Below are 15,876 nucleotides of genomic sequence, written 5' to 3'. Positions count from 1 at the left end.
AACGTGGTCAGGTTTGGTGATCGCGATCACGCTACCTCCCACAGGGGAATCTGCCGCAAAAGCAGCAGAGTCGCCTGTTAGAGCATCGCCTGGAGTATTGCAAGCGCCCCTTTGAAGGTGTTCAAGGCGTCCAGAGTACGGTGCCCGGATAGAACTGTGACCAGGCGAACCAGAACGCCTGATGACTGCCCAGATCGGACCCATCCGCGCCAATCGCCTTGATCCCGCCCGCGTCCAATTGTAGCCGAACGTTTTCATAAGCAATCTCTTCTCCTGCGCGCAAGGCAAGGAAAGCCTTGTTGCGGGGGAAAGCCACCGGCGTACCTGAGGCCGTGATCACACCGATCACATCCTCCTGAACCCCCAACCTTGGATCGACATCCCCAATCGGAAAGATCGGCCCATTCGCATCGCGACCGTTGCGAAAGTCAAAGTCGCGCCCCAAGGCCAACTCTTCGATCAGAACTGTTGTTTCCGGATGGGCACGACGCCAGGAACCCCAATCTGACGTAACAACCGTGGCCTGCTCCAGCACAATGCCCCGACGCGCCAACGGCCCGGTCACGGCCTTGCCCAGAAACGTGTCGAACACTGAAAAGGTCTCGAGATCATACATCACCTTGTTGGAGCGGATCAGCAGGCCCGAAGTGCGCAGAACAGGGCGCTTCACCCCCGCTGGCAATCCGTCCGTGAAATAAGCCTGGGCCGCGCCACACAGCGTGCAATAGGGAATACCCAGATCGCGACCGCCAAGCGTGTCATTAACCATCTCGCGCACTTCCATGATGCGGCGGGGATAGGCGCGGTATTCGCCATTCACCTCAATCCCGAAGATAATATCGCTGTCTTTGAGCCATGTCGCTTCCTTGGCGGAGCTGACCTCGGGGTTATCAGCCGCCGGGATGCAATTGCAGGCGATGTCGGTCTGATCAAAGGGGCGATCATCAATCTGCACGCCACCCCAAGACACCAGCCGCCAGTCGATGTCCCCTTTGACAAAGATCCGGCTCCAACCCGGTACAAGCTGAGTGAAAATGGCACGCTTGGTTTTCAGGTATCCAGGGTATGCCGGGATGTCCCAGGCAATGAGATGGTCGGTTATCTGATCCCAACGCTGGTCCGAGGAATAGGTGATCCCCAACAAAGTCGCCGCGGTCTCGGCCAGAGAATCATCAAAACTCTGCCGCCAGGAAAATCGCATCATGTCACTGATGGCCCAGGCAACGCGTGGATCTTTGGACTGCGCGATCGTGGCAAGGGCGTCTTGCTGGTCCGGCCCCCAAACAGATTGCTCTAGACTGTCGACCAAAGCCGTACGCACCGCCCGCTTGAGATCCCGCGAGAGCGATCCTTTGGGGACCGCGGGCGGCTGCCCGAATTCTTCGATCACATAGGCAGGCAGTTCGCTCGCTTGTTGCGCGTCTACTGTTCTTGGCGCCGCAAAGAAGCTGCCTGCCAAGAACAGCAGGCACAGCACCCGGATGTAGAAATTGATAACAGAAAACATGAACGCCTCGCTCAGCTAGCCTTGTGAACCCACCCATCCCGGGCGCCAGTTCTTCTAAGCGTACTGTTGAAGCAATTGCGCCGCTGATCCAATCACGTTCGCTCAGAGATAAGTGAACGGGATTGGATCGGCGGCGCTAAAGGGATCAGGCACACATCGCGCCCGAACCGTCATCAGATCTGTTTGGTGACCTGGGTGAATTCCAGTTCGACCGGGGTTTCGCGGCCAAAGATCGACACCGACACCTTCAGGCGCTGATTGTCGTCGTCGACCTCTTCGATCATGCCGTCGAAGTCTTCGAACGGGCCATCGTTAACCTTGACCTTTTCGCCCACTTCGAAGGTGATCAGCAGCTTGGGTGCCTCTTCGCCTTCTTGGACGCGGCCAAGGATGCCCTGCACCTCGGCATCACGCATCGGCATCGGGCGGCCTTGCGGGCCCAAGAAACCAGTGACGCGGTTGATCGAGTTGATCAGGTGATAGCCGTGATCCGACATTTCCATGTGAACCAGAACATAGCCAGGCATGAAGCGGCGCTCGGTGGTGACCTTCTTGCCGCGACGAACTTCGATCACCTCTTCGGTGGGGACCAGAACCTCATCAATGTCGTCTTCCAGACCCTGCTCAGCCACGGAGGTGCGGATCTGTTCCGCGATCTTCTTTTCGAAGTTCGAAAGTACGCTGACCGAGTACCACCGTTTCGCCATGAACCTGCCGTCCTTGTCCTGTTCAGCCCGCCCACTCGGACCGGCCCAAAAACCTGTGTTTGCCTGCGACCTCTCTTGCCGCAACTCCCGGAATAAAAAGCGGCGCGCAACTCGAATCGCCGCACGCCCATCCCGAAGGTAACGCGTCACCTACTCTGACAGCGCAAAATGCGCAAGAGGCAACGCGGTATTTTGCCTGTTCAACCTTAGCTGAACATACCCAAAACCAGCTTGAGCCCTTCGCGGATCGACAGATCGACCAATGCAAAGAACACCGCTGTCAGGGCCGCCATGATGAACACCATGACCGTGGTCAGCAGAACTTCGCGGCGGGTCGGCCAGACGACCTTGGAAACCTCGGCGCGGACCTGCTGAATAAACTGGATCGGATTGGTGGTGGCCATTTGGCTGTCGTTCCTTCTCTACCGAATGAAGGGGACATAACGGGGCTGGCTGGCAAATTCAAGGCCGCTTTGCCCCGCCATCCCCGAGCGTGTCAAACTTGACGGTGATCCGGTTGACGCAGGCGTTCAAACGGGTCGCTGGCCAATTTGCGCGACACCTCTTTGCTCCGCCTTGCCCATACCCTCGACATTATCCCACCAGTTTCAGGCTGCACGCGGCCTTGCGGCATCATTCGCCACGCCAGAATTCCCACGGCAACCATGGCAGCCAAGATCGGAGGCAGGATGAACACCGCAGCAACTCCAGCAACTCCCCAAAGCATATTGACCCAAATCTGGGTTGCCCGTTTTGGAACATGGCGCCCCACCAAACTGACCTGCTCTTCGACCTCGCTGGACTGCGACGGTTCGGCAGTTGCAAGCCGCCCCACGGGGCTGTCATTGGCATGGGCTGTGCGTGCAACCGTCTGCGGTTGTAGATCAACCCCTGACGTGACGATCGGCCCGTTGGCAAAGCTGTCCCCTTTTTGCGGGCGCTTGTTCTTCCGACGCATCACGATCTTGCTGAGTGCAAGCAGAACCAAAACACCCGCGATCCCATACCCGACCGTGCGGATGTCGAGAGCCGCGTTAGGGTCAGGCGAAAGAGCGGCCTCACGTCCATAAAAATACGGCTGCAGGTAAAAGAAATTCTCGGCCCGTGTAACGCCCTGTTCTTTCATCGCCTTGCGGGCCACATCCGAGAACGACATGGATGACGTCGCGCGCCCATTGAACGTCATCTCGAACCCTTGCGGCAACAAACCACTCAGGAACTGGCCCGAGTTCTCGGCAAAGAAATCACGCTCGGCCTCGGTCAGAATAAGAACCGCACGCGCAATTTGGGAGCCTTCGGAATCACCTTCTCCCGCCATCACAAACATATACCGCGTGCCGGTGGTGATACCGTTCTTGGATTTGGTCAGTTCGGTGTTGTGCTCGGTGTTGATCCAGCCCGAGACCGTGACCTCATCCGCAAGCGCCTTGTTGCGAGCCGGATCATAGCCGCTCAGATCAACAACCTGAGGCGGGTCTTGCTTCAGAGCCTCGGTTATTTCGGCGTCTTTCTTTCGGTCTTTAACAACCAACCGCTCGGTCATGTATCCAAAACACACGGCCATCACCAAATACATCCAAAACGGCAATCTGAAAAACAAACTCAGCATTGAAACTCTCCGAAAACAAATGTCCTGAAGAATTCAATGACGCCAAATTGCGTCAACACTTGGCCAACGTCATGTCGAAAGTGAAACAATCAGAGGGTTACTGGGGCGGTGTCAGATAATCCGCATCGCTCACCTGTTCCAGCCAATCGGCCACGCGTCCTTCGTGTGCCTCTTGCATGGCAAGGTGCACCATTCCGGTTTCAGAGCCCGCGCCGTGCCAGTGTTCTTCACCCGGCGGGATCCACACCGTATCGCCCGCGCGGATCACTTGAGGTGGCTGGCCGCGCAATCCGACCAGCCCTACCCCACTGAGCACATGCAAGGTCTGCCCCAAAGGGTGCGTGTGCCACGCCGTACGCGCACCGGGTTCAAACCCCACACGCAAAGCTCTGATCCGGGCTGGTTCAGGTGCCTCGATGATCGGGTCTTGCCACACCGTGCCGGTGAACCAATCCGCCTTGGCCTTGCGGGATGGGCGGGTGCCTGCGCGGTAGATGTCCATCGGGGCTGGTTCCTTTCCAGGTTCAAGGCTTGGGTTTGTCGTCCCATTCATCGTTGAGGATGCGGCGCGCATCGCCTTCGGGGTCGTCATACTGGTTGCTGCGCACGGTATAGACAAAGGCGATCAAACCAACGGCACCCAGAAAAAGGGAAATCGGAATCAGGAATGAGATCACTTCCATCGGTCTACCTCAGCCGCAGTGCATTCAGCGAAACCGTAATCGAAGAGGTCGACATCGCCAAGGCGGCAATCAACGGCGTGGCCAGTCCCGCCACGGCCAATGGCACGGCGATGACGTTGTAAACCGTCGCAATGCGGAAGTTTTCGCGAATCCGCCGTGTCGCTTTCTTCGCCACGTCACAGGCCTCTGCGATCGGGGAGAGGTCCGTGCCAAGCAGCACGATGTCCGACGCCACTCGCGCTGCATCCAGCGCCGTTGCCGGAGAGATCGAGACATGCGCCGCAGTCAGGGCCGCCGTGTCGTTCAAGCCGTCGCCAACCATCAGCACGCGCTGTCCCTTTTCGGTCATCTCGGCGATCCGGGCGGCCTTGTCCTGCGGCAAGGCCTCGGCCAGCCAATCCGCGATGCCAAGGCGTTCGGCCAAGGCCTGAACAGCACCAGTGGTATCGCCAGACATCAAGATCACCTGCTTGCCCGATGCGATCAGCGATGAAACTGCCTCTTCGGCCCCGGGGCGCAGCGCGTCGTTGAACTGGAACTCAACCGGATCCGCCCCATCCACCGACAACCACGCAGCAGTATGCACACCCTGCTCGGCACCAACCCAGGCGGCGCGACCAAAGCGAACGGTCTGACCGTTCAGCATGCCTTGCGTCCCAAAGCCTGGCACCTCGGTTACATCCGAGACCTCTGCTGGTTTGATCCCCGCCGCTTCAGCCGCTTGGGTCACTGCGCGTGACAACGGATGCGACGAAGCCCCCGCCAAACCAACTGCAATCGAAGCGATCTCATGCGGAATGCCATCTAGGTTGGTCAATTCTGGCGTGCCTTGGGTCAACGTGCCGGTCTTGTCAAAAACGACCGTGTCGATTTCGGCCAAACGCTCAAGCGCGGTGGAGTGTTTGATCAACATCCCCTTCCGGAACAACCGACCAGAAGCCGCAGTCGTCACCGCAGGCACGGCCAGACCAAGGGCGCAGGGGCAAGTGATGATCAGAACCGCAGCAGCGATATTCAGCGCCGAACGCAGATCACCGGAATAAAGATACCAACCGACAAAGCTGAGCGCAGACAGAATATGCACGCCCGGCGCATAAAGCTTTGCCGCGCTATCCGCCAACGACGTGTACCGCGAGCGTCCGGATTCGGCGACAGCCACCAGATCGGCCATTTGGTGCAAGGACGTGTCCGATCCAACGGCCGAAGCGCGGATGGTCAGCGGCCCAGTCAAATTGACCTCGCCCGCGCTCACGCTCGTGCCGGGTTCCGCGTAAACGGGAACGGTTTCCCCGGTCAGCAGAGAGCGGTCGAGTTCTGACTGCCCTTCGACAATCTCGCCATCCACTGGCATCCGCCCACCTGGACGCACCCGGATCAGATCACCCACCCGCAGGTCGGCCACGGCAACCTCATGCTCGACGCCATCCTCGATCCGCAACGCGCGAGGTACCTCAAGCGCCGACAGCTCCTGCGCCGCCGATCGCGCAATGGCGCGGGTGCGGTGATCCAGATAACGGCCCGCCAACAGGAAAAACACCAGTGTCAGAGCCGCATCAAAATAGGCATGCTCGCCACTGAGCGCCGTTTCCCAAAGCGAAGTGACCAGCGCCAGCACAATGGCCAACACAATCGGCACGTCCATGTTCAGGCGGCGCACCCGCAGCGCGCTCCAGGCGCTTTCAAAAAACGGCTTGCCCGCAAAGGCAATCGCCGGCAACGCAATCGCCGCCGAGATCCAGTGAAACATGTCCCGTGTCGCATCCGTGGCTCCTGACCAGACGGATACCGACAACAGCATGACGTTCATCGAGGCAAAGCCAGCCACCGCCAGCCGCATCAACAGCTCGCGCCCGGCCTTGTCACTGCCAGTGACAGACAAGGCGCCCGCGTCCAGCTCATGCGCCTCGAACCCTTCGGCCTTGAGCACGGGGATCAAGGCATCGGCACGCATCTCGGGCTCGGCCTGTATCATCGCCCGTTTGAGCGTCAGGTTGACCCGAGCCGATTGCACACCCGGCACCGCGTTCAAGGCCCGTTCGACCTTGGATATGCAGGCCTGACAGTGGATGGTCGGCAAGGACAGAGCCAATTGCACGTCCTCGGGGATCGGGCGCGCAGGCTCGGTCGGGGTCGCAACACAGCCGGGACAAGCCGCGGCTGATGGAGGTCGTGCAGTGGCCGTCGCCATCAGCTCAGCCCCTCACATCCAGCACAACACGCTGGACGAACTCGGTGCCGTCGTGCGCCTTGGCCTTCATGCGGATGTTCCAATTACCGCCACCCAAGGAGGCCTTGGCGACATAGGCAGTGCCGTCAAACTGAAAATCCGGCTCAAAATCCTCTTGCACGTGGGTTGCACGACCCAAAACGGCCTCAAGCTCTGCCACCTGAACCGGCTGACCCGCCTCATCCAGTATCGACAGGATCACCAGACCGCCCTTGGCCTTGGCATCAACGGTCCAACCCAACCCCTCTTGCGCGTCGCGACGTTCATTGAACTGCTGCGAAGCGACATAGGAATTCTTGGCCTCAAGCCCTGGAAAGGTCGCAACAGCGTTGTAGGCCAGGATCAGATTGACCGTGATGATGATCCCGAAGGCACCAACGAAAATGGCCAACATATGTTTGCCGGTAAACTCACGCTCGGCCATGATCAGTTGCCCTTTCCGTTAAAGTTCGTGTCCTTGAACGCGCGATCCCCATTCGACGTATCCTCGATCCAGATCCGGACATCGGTGCTACCAGTGTTGGATGGACCCGTATCCTTGGGCGCGACGATGTAGACCCGCTGCAGGAACGAAGTGTCGGCAGGCACGTCCACTGTATCACCAGAGAGCCCCTCAAGCTCAATCCTCATGGAGGGGTCGCCCACGATGGACAGCTGGAAGGGTCGCTCTTCCCCGTGCTTGTTGCGCAAACGCACGTCGTAAGTGTTGCGGATCGAGCCGTCCGACAGGGTCACAAAGGTCGGGTTCCGTACCGGGGCCACGGTAAGTTCGATGTCCGACCGGATGAACAGCGCAAACAGCAGGCCAACCCCCACAAGGGACCAAAGCGAGGTGTAAAGCATCGTGCGCGGACGGAAGATGTGTTTCCAGATGTTCTTGGGCGGCTTACCGGAACGCTCGTCGGCTTCGTCACTCAGCGCCATGTAGTCGATCAGACCGCGCGGCTTGCCGATCTTTTCCATCATGTCATCGCAGGCATCGATGCACAGCGCGCAGGTGATGCATTCCATCTGCTGCCCGTCGCGAATGTCGATTCCCATGGGACATACGTTAACGCAGGCCATGCAGTCGATGCAGTCGCCAAGCTCGGAATCAGCTGTCCGCTTGCCTTTGCCGCGCGGCTCACCCCGCCATTCGCGGTAACCAACGGTCAGTGTATCTTCGTCCATCATCGCGGCCTGAATGCGCGGCCATGGGCAGGCGTAAATACAGATCTGCTCGCGGGCAAATCCACCAAAAAAGAAGGTGGTCGCGGTCAGAATGGCCATGGTGGTGTAAGCAATCGGATGCGCATTGCCGGTCACCAGATCAACGGCGAGCGTTGGTGCGTCGGCGAAATAGAACACCCAGGCCCCACCGGTTGCCAGACCGATCAACAACCAAGTGATCCACTTCGTGACCCGTAAACGAACCTTGCGGAAATCCAGTTTCTTTTGACGATGCAAGCGCAAGCGGGCGTTGCGGTCGCCTTCGATCCAGCGTTCCACCAAGATGAACAAGTCGGTCCATACGGTTTGTGGACAGGCGTATCCGCACCAGACGCGGCCAAGCGCCGAGGTGAACAGGAACAGGCCAAGCCCCGCCATGATGAGCAGGCCAGCGACGAAGTAGAACTCATGCGGCCAGATCTCGATCCAGAAGAAATAGAACCGCCGGTTCGCCATATCCAAAAGCACGGCCTGATCCGGCAGGCTGGGGCCACGGTCCCAGCGGATCCACGGGGTCAGATAGTAGATCCCGAGGGTCACCGCCATGATGATCCATTTGAGGTTACGGAACGGCCCTGACACGCGTCGCGGAAAAATCGGTTCCCTGGCGGCGTACAGGCTGGGGGCGGGCTCGGAATCGCTCACGGCGTCACTCCAGATAATGGGGTTAATCGAGGCGTGTTTTCACAGGTTATACATGAGGCAACTTTGACATGGGTCAAAAAGCGCATCCAAGGTTCACGTTTTAAGATCGCCGATTGGTTTGGAGTTGACCGGGCGAAGTTGCGAACAAAGCGACTGGAAAAAGTGTGGGATCGGCCCGAATGCCCTCAAACCGCCCATATTTCGCAGTATTACCTATGATTTCTGGCGCCTCAGCCATTGAAGGAACGCCTTGACCGGAGGTCGTTGCACGCCTGGCCGGGTCACGATGAAATACCCCCGTGCAACTTCGTCGCAGAAGAGCTCAACCAATCGTCCCGAGGCCAGATCATCCTCGACAAACTTGCGCACCGTGGCCGCGACCCCCTGCCCTGCGCGCACGCCTTCGATCAGCAGGTTTCCGGGCAGTTGAATGCGCGCACCCCGCGACAACAGCTCAACCCCATGAGATTCAAACCAAGTGTTGGCTTCGTTTGCGCCGATCTCTTCCAGCCAGGGCAGTTCCCCCAACTCTTCGGGCGTCACGCTTTGCCGACCCTCCAGCAACGCAGGAGAAGCCACCACAGAAATTGCGGATGGGACCAACATTTCAACGTCCAAACCCGGCCAATTGCCGTCACCATGCCGGATCGCCAAATCAACGCCCCCGGGTCGCAAAGTCACGATCTGCGGGTTGGGATCCAGCATCAGGTCGATCTCGGGGTGCTTCAAGCGAAAGTCCGGCAGCCGCGGCATCAGCCAGACGGTCGCAAAGGTCGAGGTGCACGAAATATGCAAAGGCCGCGCGGCGTCGATCTGCATCAGCTCCTCGACCGCCGACGTGATCGCACCAAAGCCAAGCCGCAAGGCCCGCGCCAACTGCTCACCCTCCTCCGTCAGAACAAGGTTGCGACCGCTGCGATCAACAAGCGAGACCCCCAGATGCTCTTCGAGCTGCTTAAGGTGCTGACTTATGGCAGCATGGCTAACATTCAAAACCTGGCCCGCTTTGACCACGTTTCCTTCTACTGCAAAGGCATCCAGAGCGCGTAGCGAGATCAAGGATGGCATGTTTCGCCAGCTCATATGTAATCCTGACTTACATAAGTGAATTCTGATTGAGTCGCATTTTTCGCGATCCCGATCAATATGAATGTCAGACACCAACAACAAAGGACATTCGCAATGCTTGGAGTTTACGCAGACAGCTTCCTCACCGCCGCGCGTGTTGCACCCCGCCGGAAACCCTCTTTTCCCGAGCCGCCGGAGGGCGCCGTCGTGAAAAAGAAATCAGCGGTCACCCGCATGCTCTCGCAGTTCTCGCGCAAGAGCCGCGCATAAAATAACCCGTCCACCTGCAAAGGTGGACGGGCTGCGAACCAGACCGTAGTCTGGGGGTTATCAGCGTCGGCTATTCAGGAAACGCGCGAACAGATCGAATAGCCGACGCCTGCCTTCGGGCCATCAGGCCCGAAGGTGTCTCAAACAGCAATCACTCGCCGCCGCCCAACTGGTGGACATAAGCCGTCACGGCGCGGATCTGCGCTTCGGTCAGGCGGGTGTTCCACGGGGGCATCACGCCATAACGGCTGTACGTCACCGTATGCTTGATGTCCTCATAGTCCCCCCCATAGAGCCAGATCGCATCGGCCAGGTTGGGCGCGCCTTGTTCGCGGTCGCCAGTGCCGTCTTCCATGTGGCACGAGGCGCAGTTGTCGGCATAAAGCACCGAACCTGCTTCGACCTGTGAGGCATCATTGGCTTCACCCGAAAGCGACATCACGTAATTGGTGACCTGATCGACCTCTTCTTCGGTCAACAGCTCATCACGACCAAAAGCGGGCATCTCGGAGTAGCGCGCATCATCGCTTTCTTCGTTGCGAATGCCGTGCGCCACAGTGTGATGGATTGCCTCCATATCACCGCCCCAGAGCCAATCATCGTCCAACAGGTTGGGATAGCCCTTGGCACCTGCTGCACCCGAACCGTGACACTGAGCACACCAAGTGCGGAACACGGCGCCACCGGCCGAAACCGCGTAGGTGTTCAATTCGGCATCGCCAACGATCGCATTCAGGTCGACCGATTCCAATTTGGCGTTGATCGGCGCATTGGCCTCTTCGACGGCCTGGATCTCGGCTGCGACATCGGCACGTGTCGACCATCCCAGAACCCCAGCAGTTGCCCCGTTGATCAACGGCCACGCAGGATATGCGATGACGTAACCGATGCCCCAAATGATGGTCAGGTAAAAGGTCCAGACCCACCAGCGTGGCATGGGGTTGTCCCATTCTTCGATCCCGTCCCAGCTGTGACCGGTCGTGCCATGCCCGTGCTCGTTCTTCTTTTCAGACGTATTGTCGCTCATTGCCTCGCCTCCTTGGATGTGGCGGGTTTGTCTTCATGTCGGAACGGGATGTTCGCCGTATCCTGATAGGTTTTGGTACTGCCGGGCCGAAACACCCAGAACACCACGCCTACAAAAAAGGCAAACAGTCCGACCAGGAACCAGCTGTCTGCGAGTTGCCGTAGAAAGGTATACTCTTCCATGATCCCCTCCCTCAGCGGCTCGCGTCAGGGGTGAAGGTTGAGAAATCAACCAACGTGCCCAACATCTGCAGGTAGGCGATGATCGCATCGGCCTCGGAAATTCCCGGCTGACCGTCAAAGTTGCGTACATTCACCTTGTCGCCATAGCGTTCCAGCAAACCGTCATAGTCGCTGTCCGGATCGGCCTGCGCGCGGAAGTCGGCCTGCGCCTGTGCCAGCATCTCCTCCGAATAGGGCACGCCCACCATTGAGTGGCTGGTCATGACATCCTGGATGTATTTCCCGTCGATCCGGGTCTCTTCCAGAAAGCCATATTTCGGCATGATCGATTCCGGCACCACGGACTGCGGGCTGCGCATGTGATCGACGTGCCATTCATCCGAATAGCGACCGCCCACACGGGCCAGGTCCGGCCCGGTCCGCTTGGACCCCCACTGGAACGGGTGATCGTACATCGACTCCGCCGCCAGCGAGTAGTGACCATAACGCTCGACCTCATCCCGCATGGGGCGGATCATCTGGCTGTGGCAGGTGTAGCACCCTTCGCGAATGTAGATCTCGCGCCCGGCCAGTTCGAGAGGGGTGTAAGGGCGCATGCCCTCCACCTTCTCGATGGTGTTTTCCAACCAGAACAGCGGTGCGATCTGCACGATGCCACCGATGGTCACGACCAAGAAGCTGAAGATCAGCAGGAGGCTCGCGTTGGTCTCGAGGATTTTATGTTTGTCGAGAATTGCCATTGCTCCGACCCTCCTTATTCAGCCGGGACTGCTACGGTCAGGCTGGCCTCTTTGGCCGGCGCTTTCCGTACAGTCATCCACAGGTTGTAGCACATGATCACTGCACCAGCGAGGAACATGAGACCGCCAACTCCGCGTGCCACGTAGGGCAGGAACTTGGCTGCAACGGTGTCGGCGAACGAGTTCACGAGGAAACCGTTGGCGTCCACTTCGCGCCACATCAGGCCTTCCATGATGCCGGTTACCCACATCGACGCGGCGTAGAGCACGATGCCGATGGTGGCGAGCCAGAAGTGCCAGGAGACGAGACTGAGCGAATAGAGACGCTCACGCTTCCACAGGACAGGCACCAGGAAGTACAACGCACCAAAGGTGATCATGCCGTTCCAGCCAAGCGCGCCCGAGTGCACGTGACCAATCGTCCAGTCGGTATAGTGGCTCAGCGAGTTCACTGCACGGATCGACATCATCGGACCTTCAAAGGTCGACATGCCGTAGAAACCAAGCGAGATCACCATCATCCGGATCACTGGGTCGGTACGCAGCTTGTCCCACGCACCCGAGAGCGTCATCAGGCCGTTGATCATGCCACCCCAGCTGGGCATCCACAGCACGACCGAGAACACCATGCCAAGGGTAGAGGCCCAGTCAGGCAGTGCGGTGTAATGCAAGTGGTGCGGACCAGCCCAGATGTACAGGAAGATCAGTGCCCAGAAGTGGATGATCGACAGCTTGTACGAGAACACCGGACGCTCGGCCTGTTTCGGGATGAAGTAATACATCATGCCCAGGAAACCCGCAGTCAGGAAAAAGCCCACAGCGTTGTGGCCGTACCACCACTGCGTCATCGCATCTTGCACGCCGGACATCACCATGACCGAACGCGAGCCCCAGATTGACACCGGCAGGGCCAGGTTGTTGACCACATGCAGCATCGCAACGGTAACGATGAACGAAAGGAAGAACCAGTTTGCCACGTAGATGTGCGGCTCTTTGCGCTTGATGATGGTACCCAGGAACACGGCCAGATAAGCGACCCAGACAATGGTCAGCCACAGATCAACGTGCCATTCGGGTTCGGCATATTCTTTGGATTGGGTCGACCCCAGCAGGTACCCGGTCGCCGCCAGAACGATGAACAGCTGATACCCCCAGAACACGAACCACGCCAGATTGCCGCCCCAAAGCCGCGCCGCGCAAGTGCGCTGTACCACGTAGAACGAGGTTGCGATCAGCGCATTGCCGCCAAAGGCAAAAATCACCGCCGAGGTGTGCAGCGGGCGCAGGCGACCAAAGTTGGCATAGCCGTCGGCCCATTCAAAGTTCAGCGACGGAAACGCCAGCTGAAAGGCGATGACCACACCAACAAGAAAGCCAACAACGCCCCACAGGGCCGTCGCGATCACACCATAGCGGATCACGCCGTCCATATACTCACCCGAGTAGTCGACGTAGGTTTCTGGCTCGTCCGTATGGCGCAGTGTCCAAAGAAATAGCCCACCGGTGACGATCAAAATGATGATCGCATGCACCATGTAAGCCGGATCGCGCGCATAGTTGGCCGCCATCATCGCGAAGATGGCCACCACACCAAGCGCGATAAGCTTGATATAATTCGACATTTTGCGTCCCTTTGCCTTGTCCCACGCGATTCTTTCGTCACGCCAGACGAATTCAGACTAGGCGCTTCATGAAGAACGGAGGTCCAACTTGCTTTGATCTGTATCAAGACTCTAACGCGAAATCTGTGACAGGCATAACTCAATGAATGCGAGAATGCGTAATCCGTAACGGCGCGCATTGTAGTCAAGAGGTTCAAATGGCTTACAAATCTCTACTAACCGTACTGACGGATCCCGAAATGCCCAAGGCGGCACTTGGACAGATGGTCGCTTTGGCCGAGGCCCAGAACGCCCATGTCGAGGCGCTCTGCCTGGGCGTCGATCGTTCGCAAACCGGATATTACTATGCCGGGGCCAACGCGATGATCTTGCAGGAGTCACTCAAACGCGCCAACACCGACGCCGAAGAGATCAACGCGGCCGCCAAGGCTTATCTTGAGGGCACAAATGTGCGCTGGTCCACCGAGGACGGCGTGGCACAGATCGCCGACATCGGGCGGCACGTGGCACATCGCGCGCGCTTTTCGGATCTGGTGGTGTTGCAGCGCCCCTATGGCGACGACAAGGGCGCCGAGGCCGAGCCGATTGTTGAGGCAGCAATGTTCGAAGGGCACGCGCCAGTTCTGATCGTACCCGACAACGCGCATCCTGTGGCACAGCCTAAAACTGTGCTGGTGGCCTGGAACGAAAGCGTTGAGGCGATGCGCGCAATCCGCCGTGCCCTGCCCTTCCTTGTTGCCGCCGAAACCGTGCGCATCGTGGTAATTGACCCGCCGAAACACGGACCTGATCGCTCCGATCCGGGTGGGCTGTTGTCGCAGATGCTGGCCCGTCATGGGGTACACTGCGAGATCGACGTGCTCAGCAAAACCATGCCGCGCGTGTCCGATGTGCTGAACCGGCACGCAGCGGATACCGAGGCCGACATGATCGTGATGGGGGCTTATGGCCACTCGCGTTTCCGCGAAGCAATCCTGGGTGGCGCCACGCGCAACATGCTGGAAAACGGAACTGTTCCGGTGTTCCTCGCGCACTAGAGCGAAATCAAAGCAGATGCCTTTTTCAGCTTAACCCGTGCTGCAAAAATTGAAGCAACAAGAGCCCGCCACCAATGTGGCGGGCTCTTTTGTACATGGCTTCTTGAAGAGTGTCGCAAGAGGTTCTTAGGATTTTGAAGTGAGACTTTGACTTGAGTAGCTTCAACTTCTGCTATGCGGGACAAAGGAGCAGGTCGCCGCAGGGTCGCCAATGTCTGCTTGGAACAACGCGGGCAAGAACCTGGAACCCGATGATGTCCGAATGATAAGGAAAAACCTCAACGACTTGCGGGTCGAGCAAGAAACTGTTCTTTGCGTTTGTGCGCATCCTAGAGACATGAAAAGCACAAAATGACGCGAATTGCTTCGTTTGCCACATCAGGATTTGACTTGGATGCTCTGCATTGCGCCATGCTTGCCGCGTTTTCTGACTATATCGTTCCGTTGCAACCAGATGCAGACACGTTCAAAGCGGCGCTGAGCGCGAGAGGTTTTGACCCCGAGGCGTCTTTTATCGCCGTCGACGATGATGAAGTCATCGGGTTTTGGAACGTCGCGACGCGGAGCACGAAACGGTATCTGATCGGTAGCGGAACCAGGATTGGCCACAGAGGCCGGGGATTGGCGTCCCGTTTGGGTACGGCGGCGATAAGCGCGGCAGAGAATGTCGGAATCGAGAGCTTTTGGCTCGAGGTTATCGAGGGAAACAAAGGCGCTGAACGTCTCTATCGGAAGATGGGATTTGATGTGACCAGAAAGCTCGACTGCTATCGGTTTAACCATCCATCTCCTGATCGGTCCTCATGCAAACTGTCGGATTTTGGCACCGTTGCGAATGTCATTCAGAGGTATTCGAGCTGGGAGCCAACTTGGCAAAACGCCACGGAAACCATTTCCGGCTCAAAGCTGACGTCCTTCCTGCATGAGAAGGGTGGAGCGATTATCGGCGCAGGTGGCCTCGTGCATCAGATCGCCGCCAGCGAACCTTCGGCTTTGGAAGACCTCCTCGCTGCGGCAGCCACGGTCGGCTCGCTGACATTGGTCAATGTCGATTCCGCTGACAGCACGTTGTGTTCCCTTTTGCAGGACCTTGGGGCTCATCGCTTCATCGTTCAGTCTGAAATGCGCCTGTCGTTGCCAAACGTCTCTTAGCGGTCGTTCGAGCCCGGTGCAGCATATGGCAGCGAAGGGCTGATTTCGTTGAAAAAGTCGTTGGTTTTGGCGTTGCGCGTTTAGCTACTGCGCTGATTTTATTGAACGACCGATGCTGAGGCTTGTTGTCAGCCGGTGGTTGTCACCATTGGCTTGAGTTTTGCTAGTTTCCGGAGGTTTTGGGCGATGGC

Annotated in this window: 16 protein-coding genes; 2 read left to right on the top strand and 14 right to left on the bottom strand. The window is 58.2% G+C overall.

The features are described 5' to 3' along the window. Nucleotides 1–121 precede the first annotated feature (121 nt). From TRM7615_RS23615 to ccoN, 14 genes are all read right to left on the bottom strand, one after another. Nucleotides 122–1,507 (bottom strand): DUF3179 domain-containing (seleno)protein, encoded by a 1,386-nt coding sequence (locus TRM7615_RS23615; RefSeq protein ID WP_108792411.1) that lies wholly within the window; start codon nucleotides 1,505–1,507, stop codon nucleotides 122–124. Between the two features lie 173 nt (nucleotides 1,508–1,680). Next, the gene (nusG, locus tag TRM7615_RS23610; RefSeq protein ID WP_108792409.1) at nucleotides 1,681–2,214 is read right to left on the bottom strand and encodes a transcription termination/antitermination protein NusG; all 534 of its coding nucleotides are present in this window, start codon (nucleotides 2,212–2,214) and stop codon (nucleotides 1,681–1,683) included. Nucleotides 2,215–2,420: 206 nt separating this feature from the next. Beyond that, on the bottom strand, nucleotides 2,421–2,618 hold the full coding sequence (secE, locus tag TRM7615_RS23605; RefSeq protein WP_085794047.1) for a preprotein translocase subunit SecE: 198 nt from the start codon (nucleotides 2,616–2,618) through the stop codon (nucleotides 2,421–2,423). A 92-nt stretch (nucleotides 2,619–2,710) separates the two neighbouring features. Then, nucleotides 2,711–3,823: a hypothetical protein gene (locus TRM7615_RS23600; protein WP_108792407.1), complete on the bottom strand. Its 1,113-nt coding sequence runs from the start codon at nucleotides 3,821–3,823 to the stop codon at nucleotides 2,711–2,713. Between the two features lie 97 nt (nucleotides 3,824–3,920). Next, on the bottom strand, nucleotides 3,921–4,325 hold the full coding sequence (locus TRM7615_RS23595; RefSeq protein ID WP_108792405.1) for a (R)-mandelonitrile lyase: 405 nt from the start codon (nucleotides 4,323–4,325) through the stop codon (nucleotides 3,921–3,923). Nucleotides 4,326–4,347: 22 nt separating this feature from the next. Continuing rightward, nucleotides 4,348–4,506 carry a cbb3-type cytochrome oxidase assembly protein CcoS gene (gene ccoS, locus TRM7615_RS23590; protein WP_108792403.1) on the bottom strand — a complete coding sequence of 53 codons (159 nt, stop codon included), beginning with the start codon at nucleotides 4,504–4,506 and terminating at the stop codon, nucleotides 4,348–4,350. A gap of 4 nt (nucleotides 4,507–4,510) precedes the next feature. Next, nucleotides 4,511–6,694, bottom strand: coding sequence for a heavy metal translocating P-type ATPase (locus tag TRM7615_RS23585; protein WP_108792401.1), 2,184 nt, complete (start codon nucleotides 6,692–6,694; stop codon nucleotides 4,511–4,513). A gap of 4 nt (nucleotides 6,695–6,698) precedes the next feature. Then, nucleotides 6,699–7,157, bottom strand: coding sequence for a FixH family protein (locus TRM7615_RS23580; RefSeq protein ID WP_108792399.1), 459 nt, complete (start codon nucleotides 7,155–7,157; stop codon nucleotides 6,699–6,701). A 2-nt stretch (nucleotides 7,158–7,159) separates the two neighbouring features. Then, complete coding sequence (ccoG, locus tag TRM7615_RS23575; protein ID WP_108792398.1) at nucleotides 7,160–8,587, bottom strand: cytochrome c oxidase accessory protein CcoG; 1,428 nt, start codon at nucleotides 8,585–8,587, stop codon at nucleotides 7,160–7,162. A gap of 213 nt (nucleotides 8,588–8,800) precedes the next feature. Next, entirely contained in the window at nucleotides 8,801–9,670 is an 870-nt protein-coding gene (locus tag TRM7615_RS23570; protein ID WP_108792396.1) for a LysR family transcriptional regulator, read from the bottom strand. 406 nt (nucleotides 9,671–10,076) lie between these two features. Beyond that, nucleotides 10,077–10,952 (bottom strand): cytochrome-c oxidase, cbb3-type subunit III, encoded by an 876-nt coding sequence (gene ccoP / locus TRM7615_RS23565; protein ID WP_108792394.1) that lies wholly within the window; start codon nucleotides 10,950–10,952, stop codon nucleotides 10,077–10,079. After that, a complete protein-coding gene (locus TRM7615_RS23560; protein WP_085794038.1) occupies nucleotides 10,949–11,134 on the bottom strand; it encodes a cbb3-type cytochrome c oxidase subunit 3 in 186 nt (61 codons plus the stop codon). Before TRM7615_RS23560 ends, ccoP begins: the two co-directional genes overlap by 4 nt. Before the next feature lie 11 nt (nucleotides 11,135–11,145). Then, nucleotides 11,146–11,874 (bottom strand): cytochrome-c oxidase, cbb3-type subunit II, encoded by a 729-nt coding sequence (ccoO, locus tag TRM7615_RS23555; RefSeq protein ID WP_108792392.1) that lies wholly within the window; start codon nucleotides 11,872–11,874, stop codon nucleotides 11,146–11,148. A 14-nt stretch (nucleotides 11,875–11,888) separates the two neighbouring features. After that, complete coding sequence (gene ccoN, locus TRM7615_RS23550) at nucleotides 11,889–13,496, bottom strand: cytochrome-c oxidase, cbb3-type subunit I (protein WP_108792390.1); 1,608 nt, start codon at nucleotides 13,494–13,496, stop codon at nucleotides 11,889–11,891. Between the two features lie 197 nt (nucleotides 13,497–13,693). On the opposite strand from ccoN, the gene TRM7615_RS23545 reads away from it, so the two are divergent. Together TRM7615_RS23545 and TRM7615_RS23540 are read left to right on the top strand one after the other, a co-directional pair. Next, nucleotides 13,694–14,533, top strand: coding sequence for a universal stress protein (locus tag TRM7615_RS23545; RefSeq protein WP_108792388.1), 840 nt, complete (start codon nucleotides 13,694–13,696; stop codon nucleotides 14,531–14,533). 351 nt (nucleotides 14,534–14,884) lie between these two features. Further along, on the top strand, nucleotides 14,885–15,685 hold the full coding sequence (locus TRM7615_RS23540; protein ID WP_108792386.1) for a GNAT family N-acetyltransferase: 801 nt from the start codon (nucleotides 14,885–14,887) through the stop codon (nucleotides 15,683–15,685). Nucleotides 15,686–15,876 lie beyond the last annotated feature (191 nt).

Source organism: Falsiruegeria mediterranea M17 (genome assembly GCF_900302455.1).
GTDB classification, from domain to species: domain Bacteria; phylum Pseudomonadota; class Alphaproteobacteria; order Rhodobacterales; family Rhodobacteraceae; genus Falsiruegeria; species Falsiruegeria mediterranea.
The sequence above is the reverse complement of the archived record's forward strand: the minus strand, read 5'-3'. Positions and strand labels throughout refer to the sequence as shown.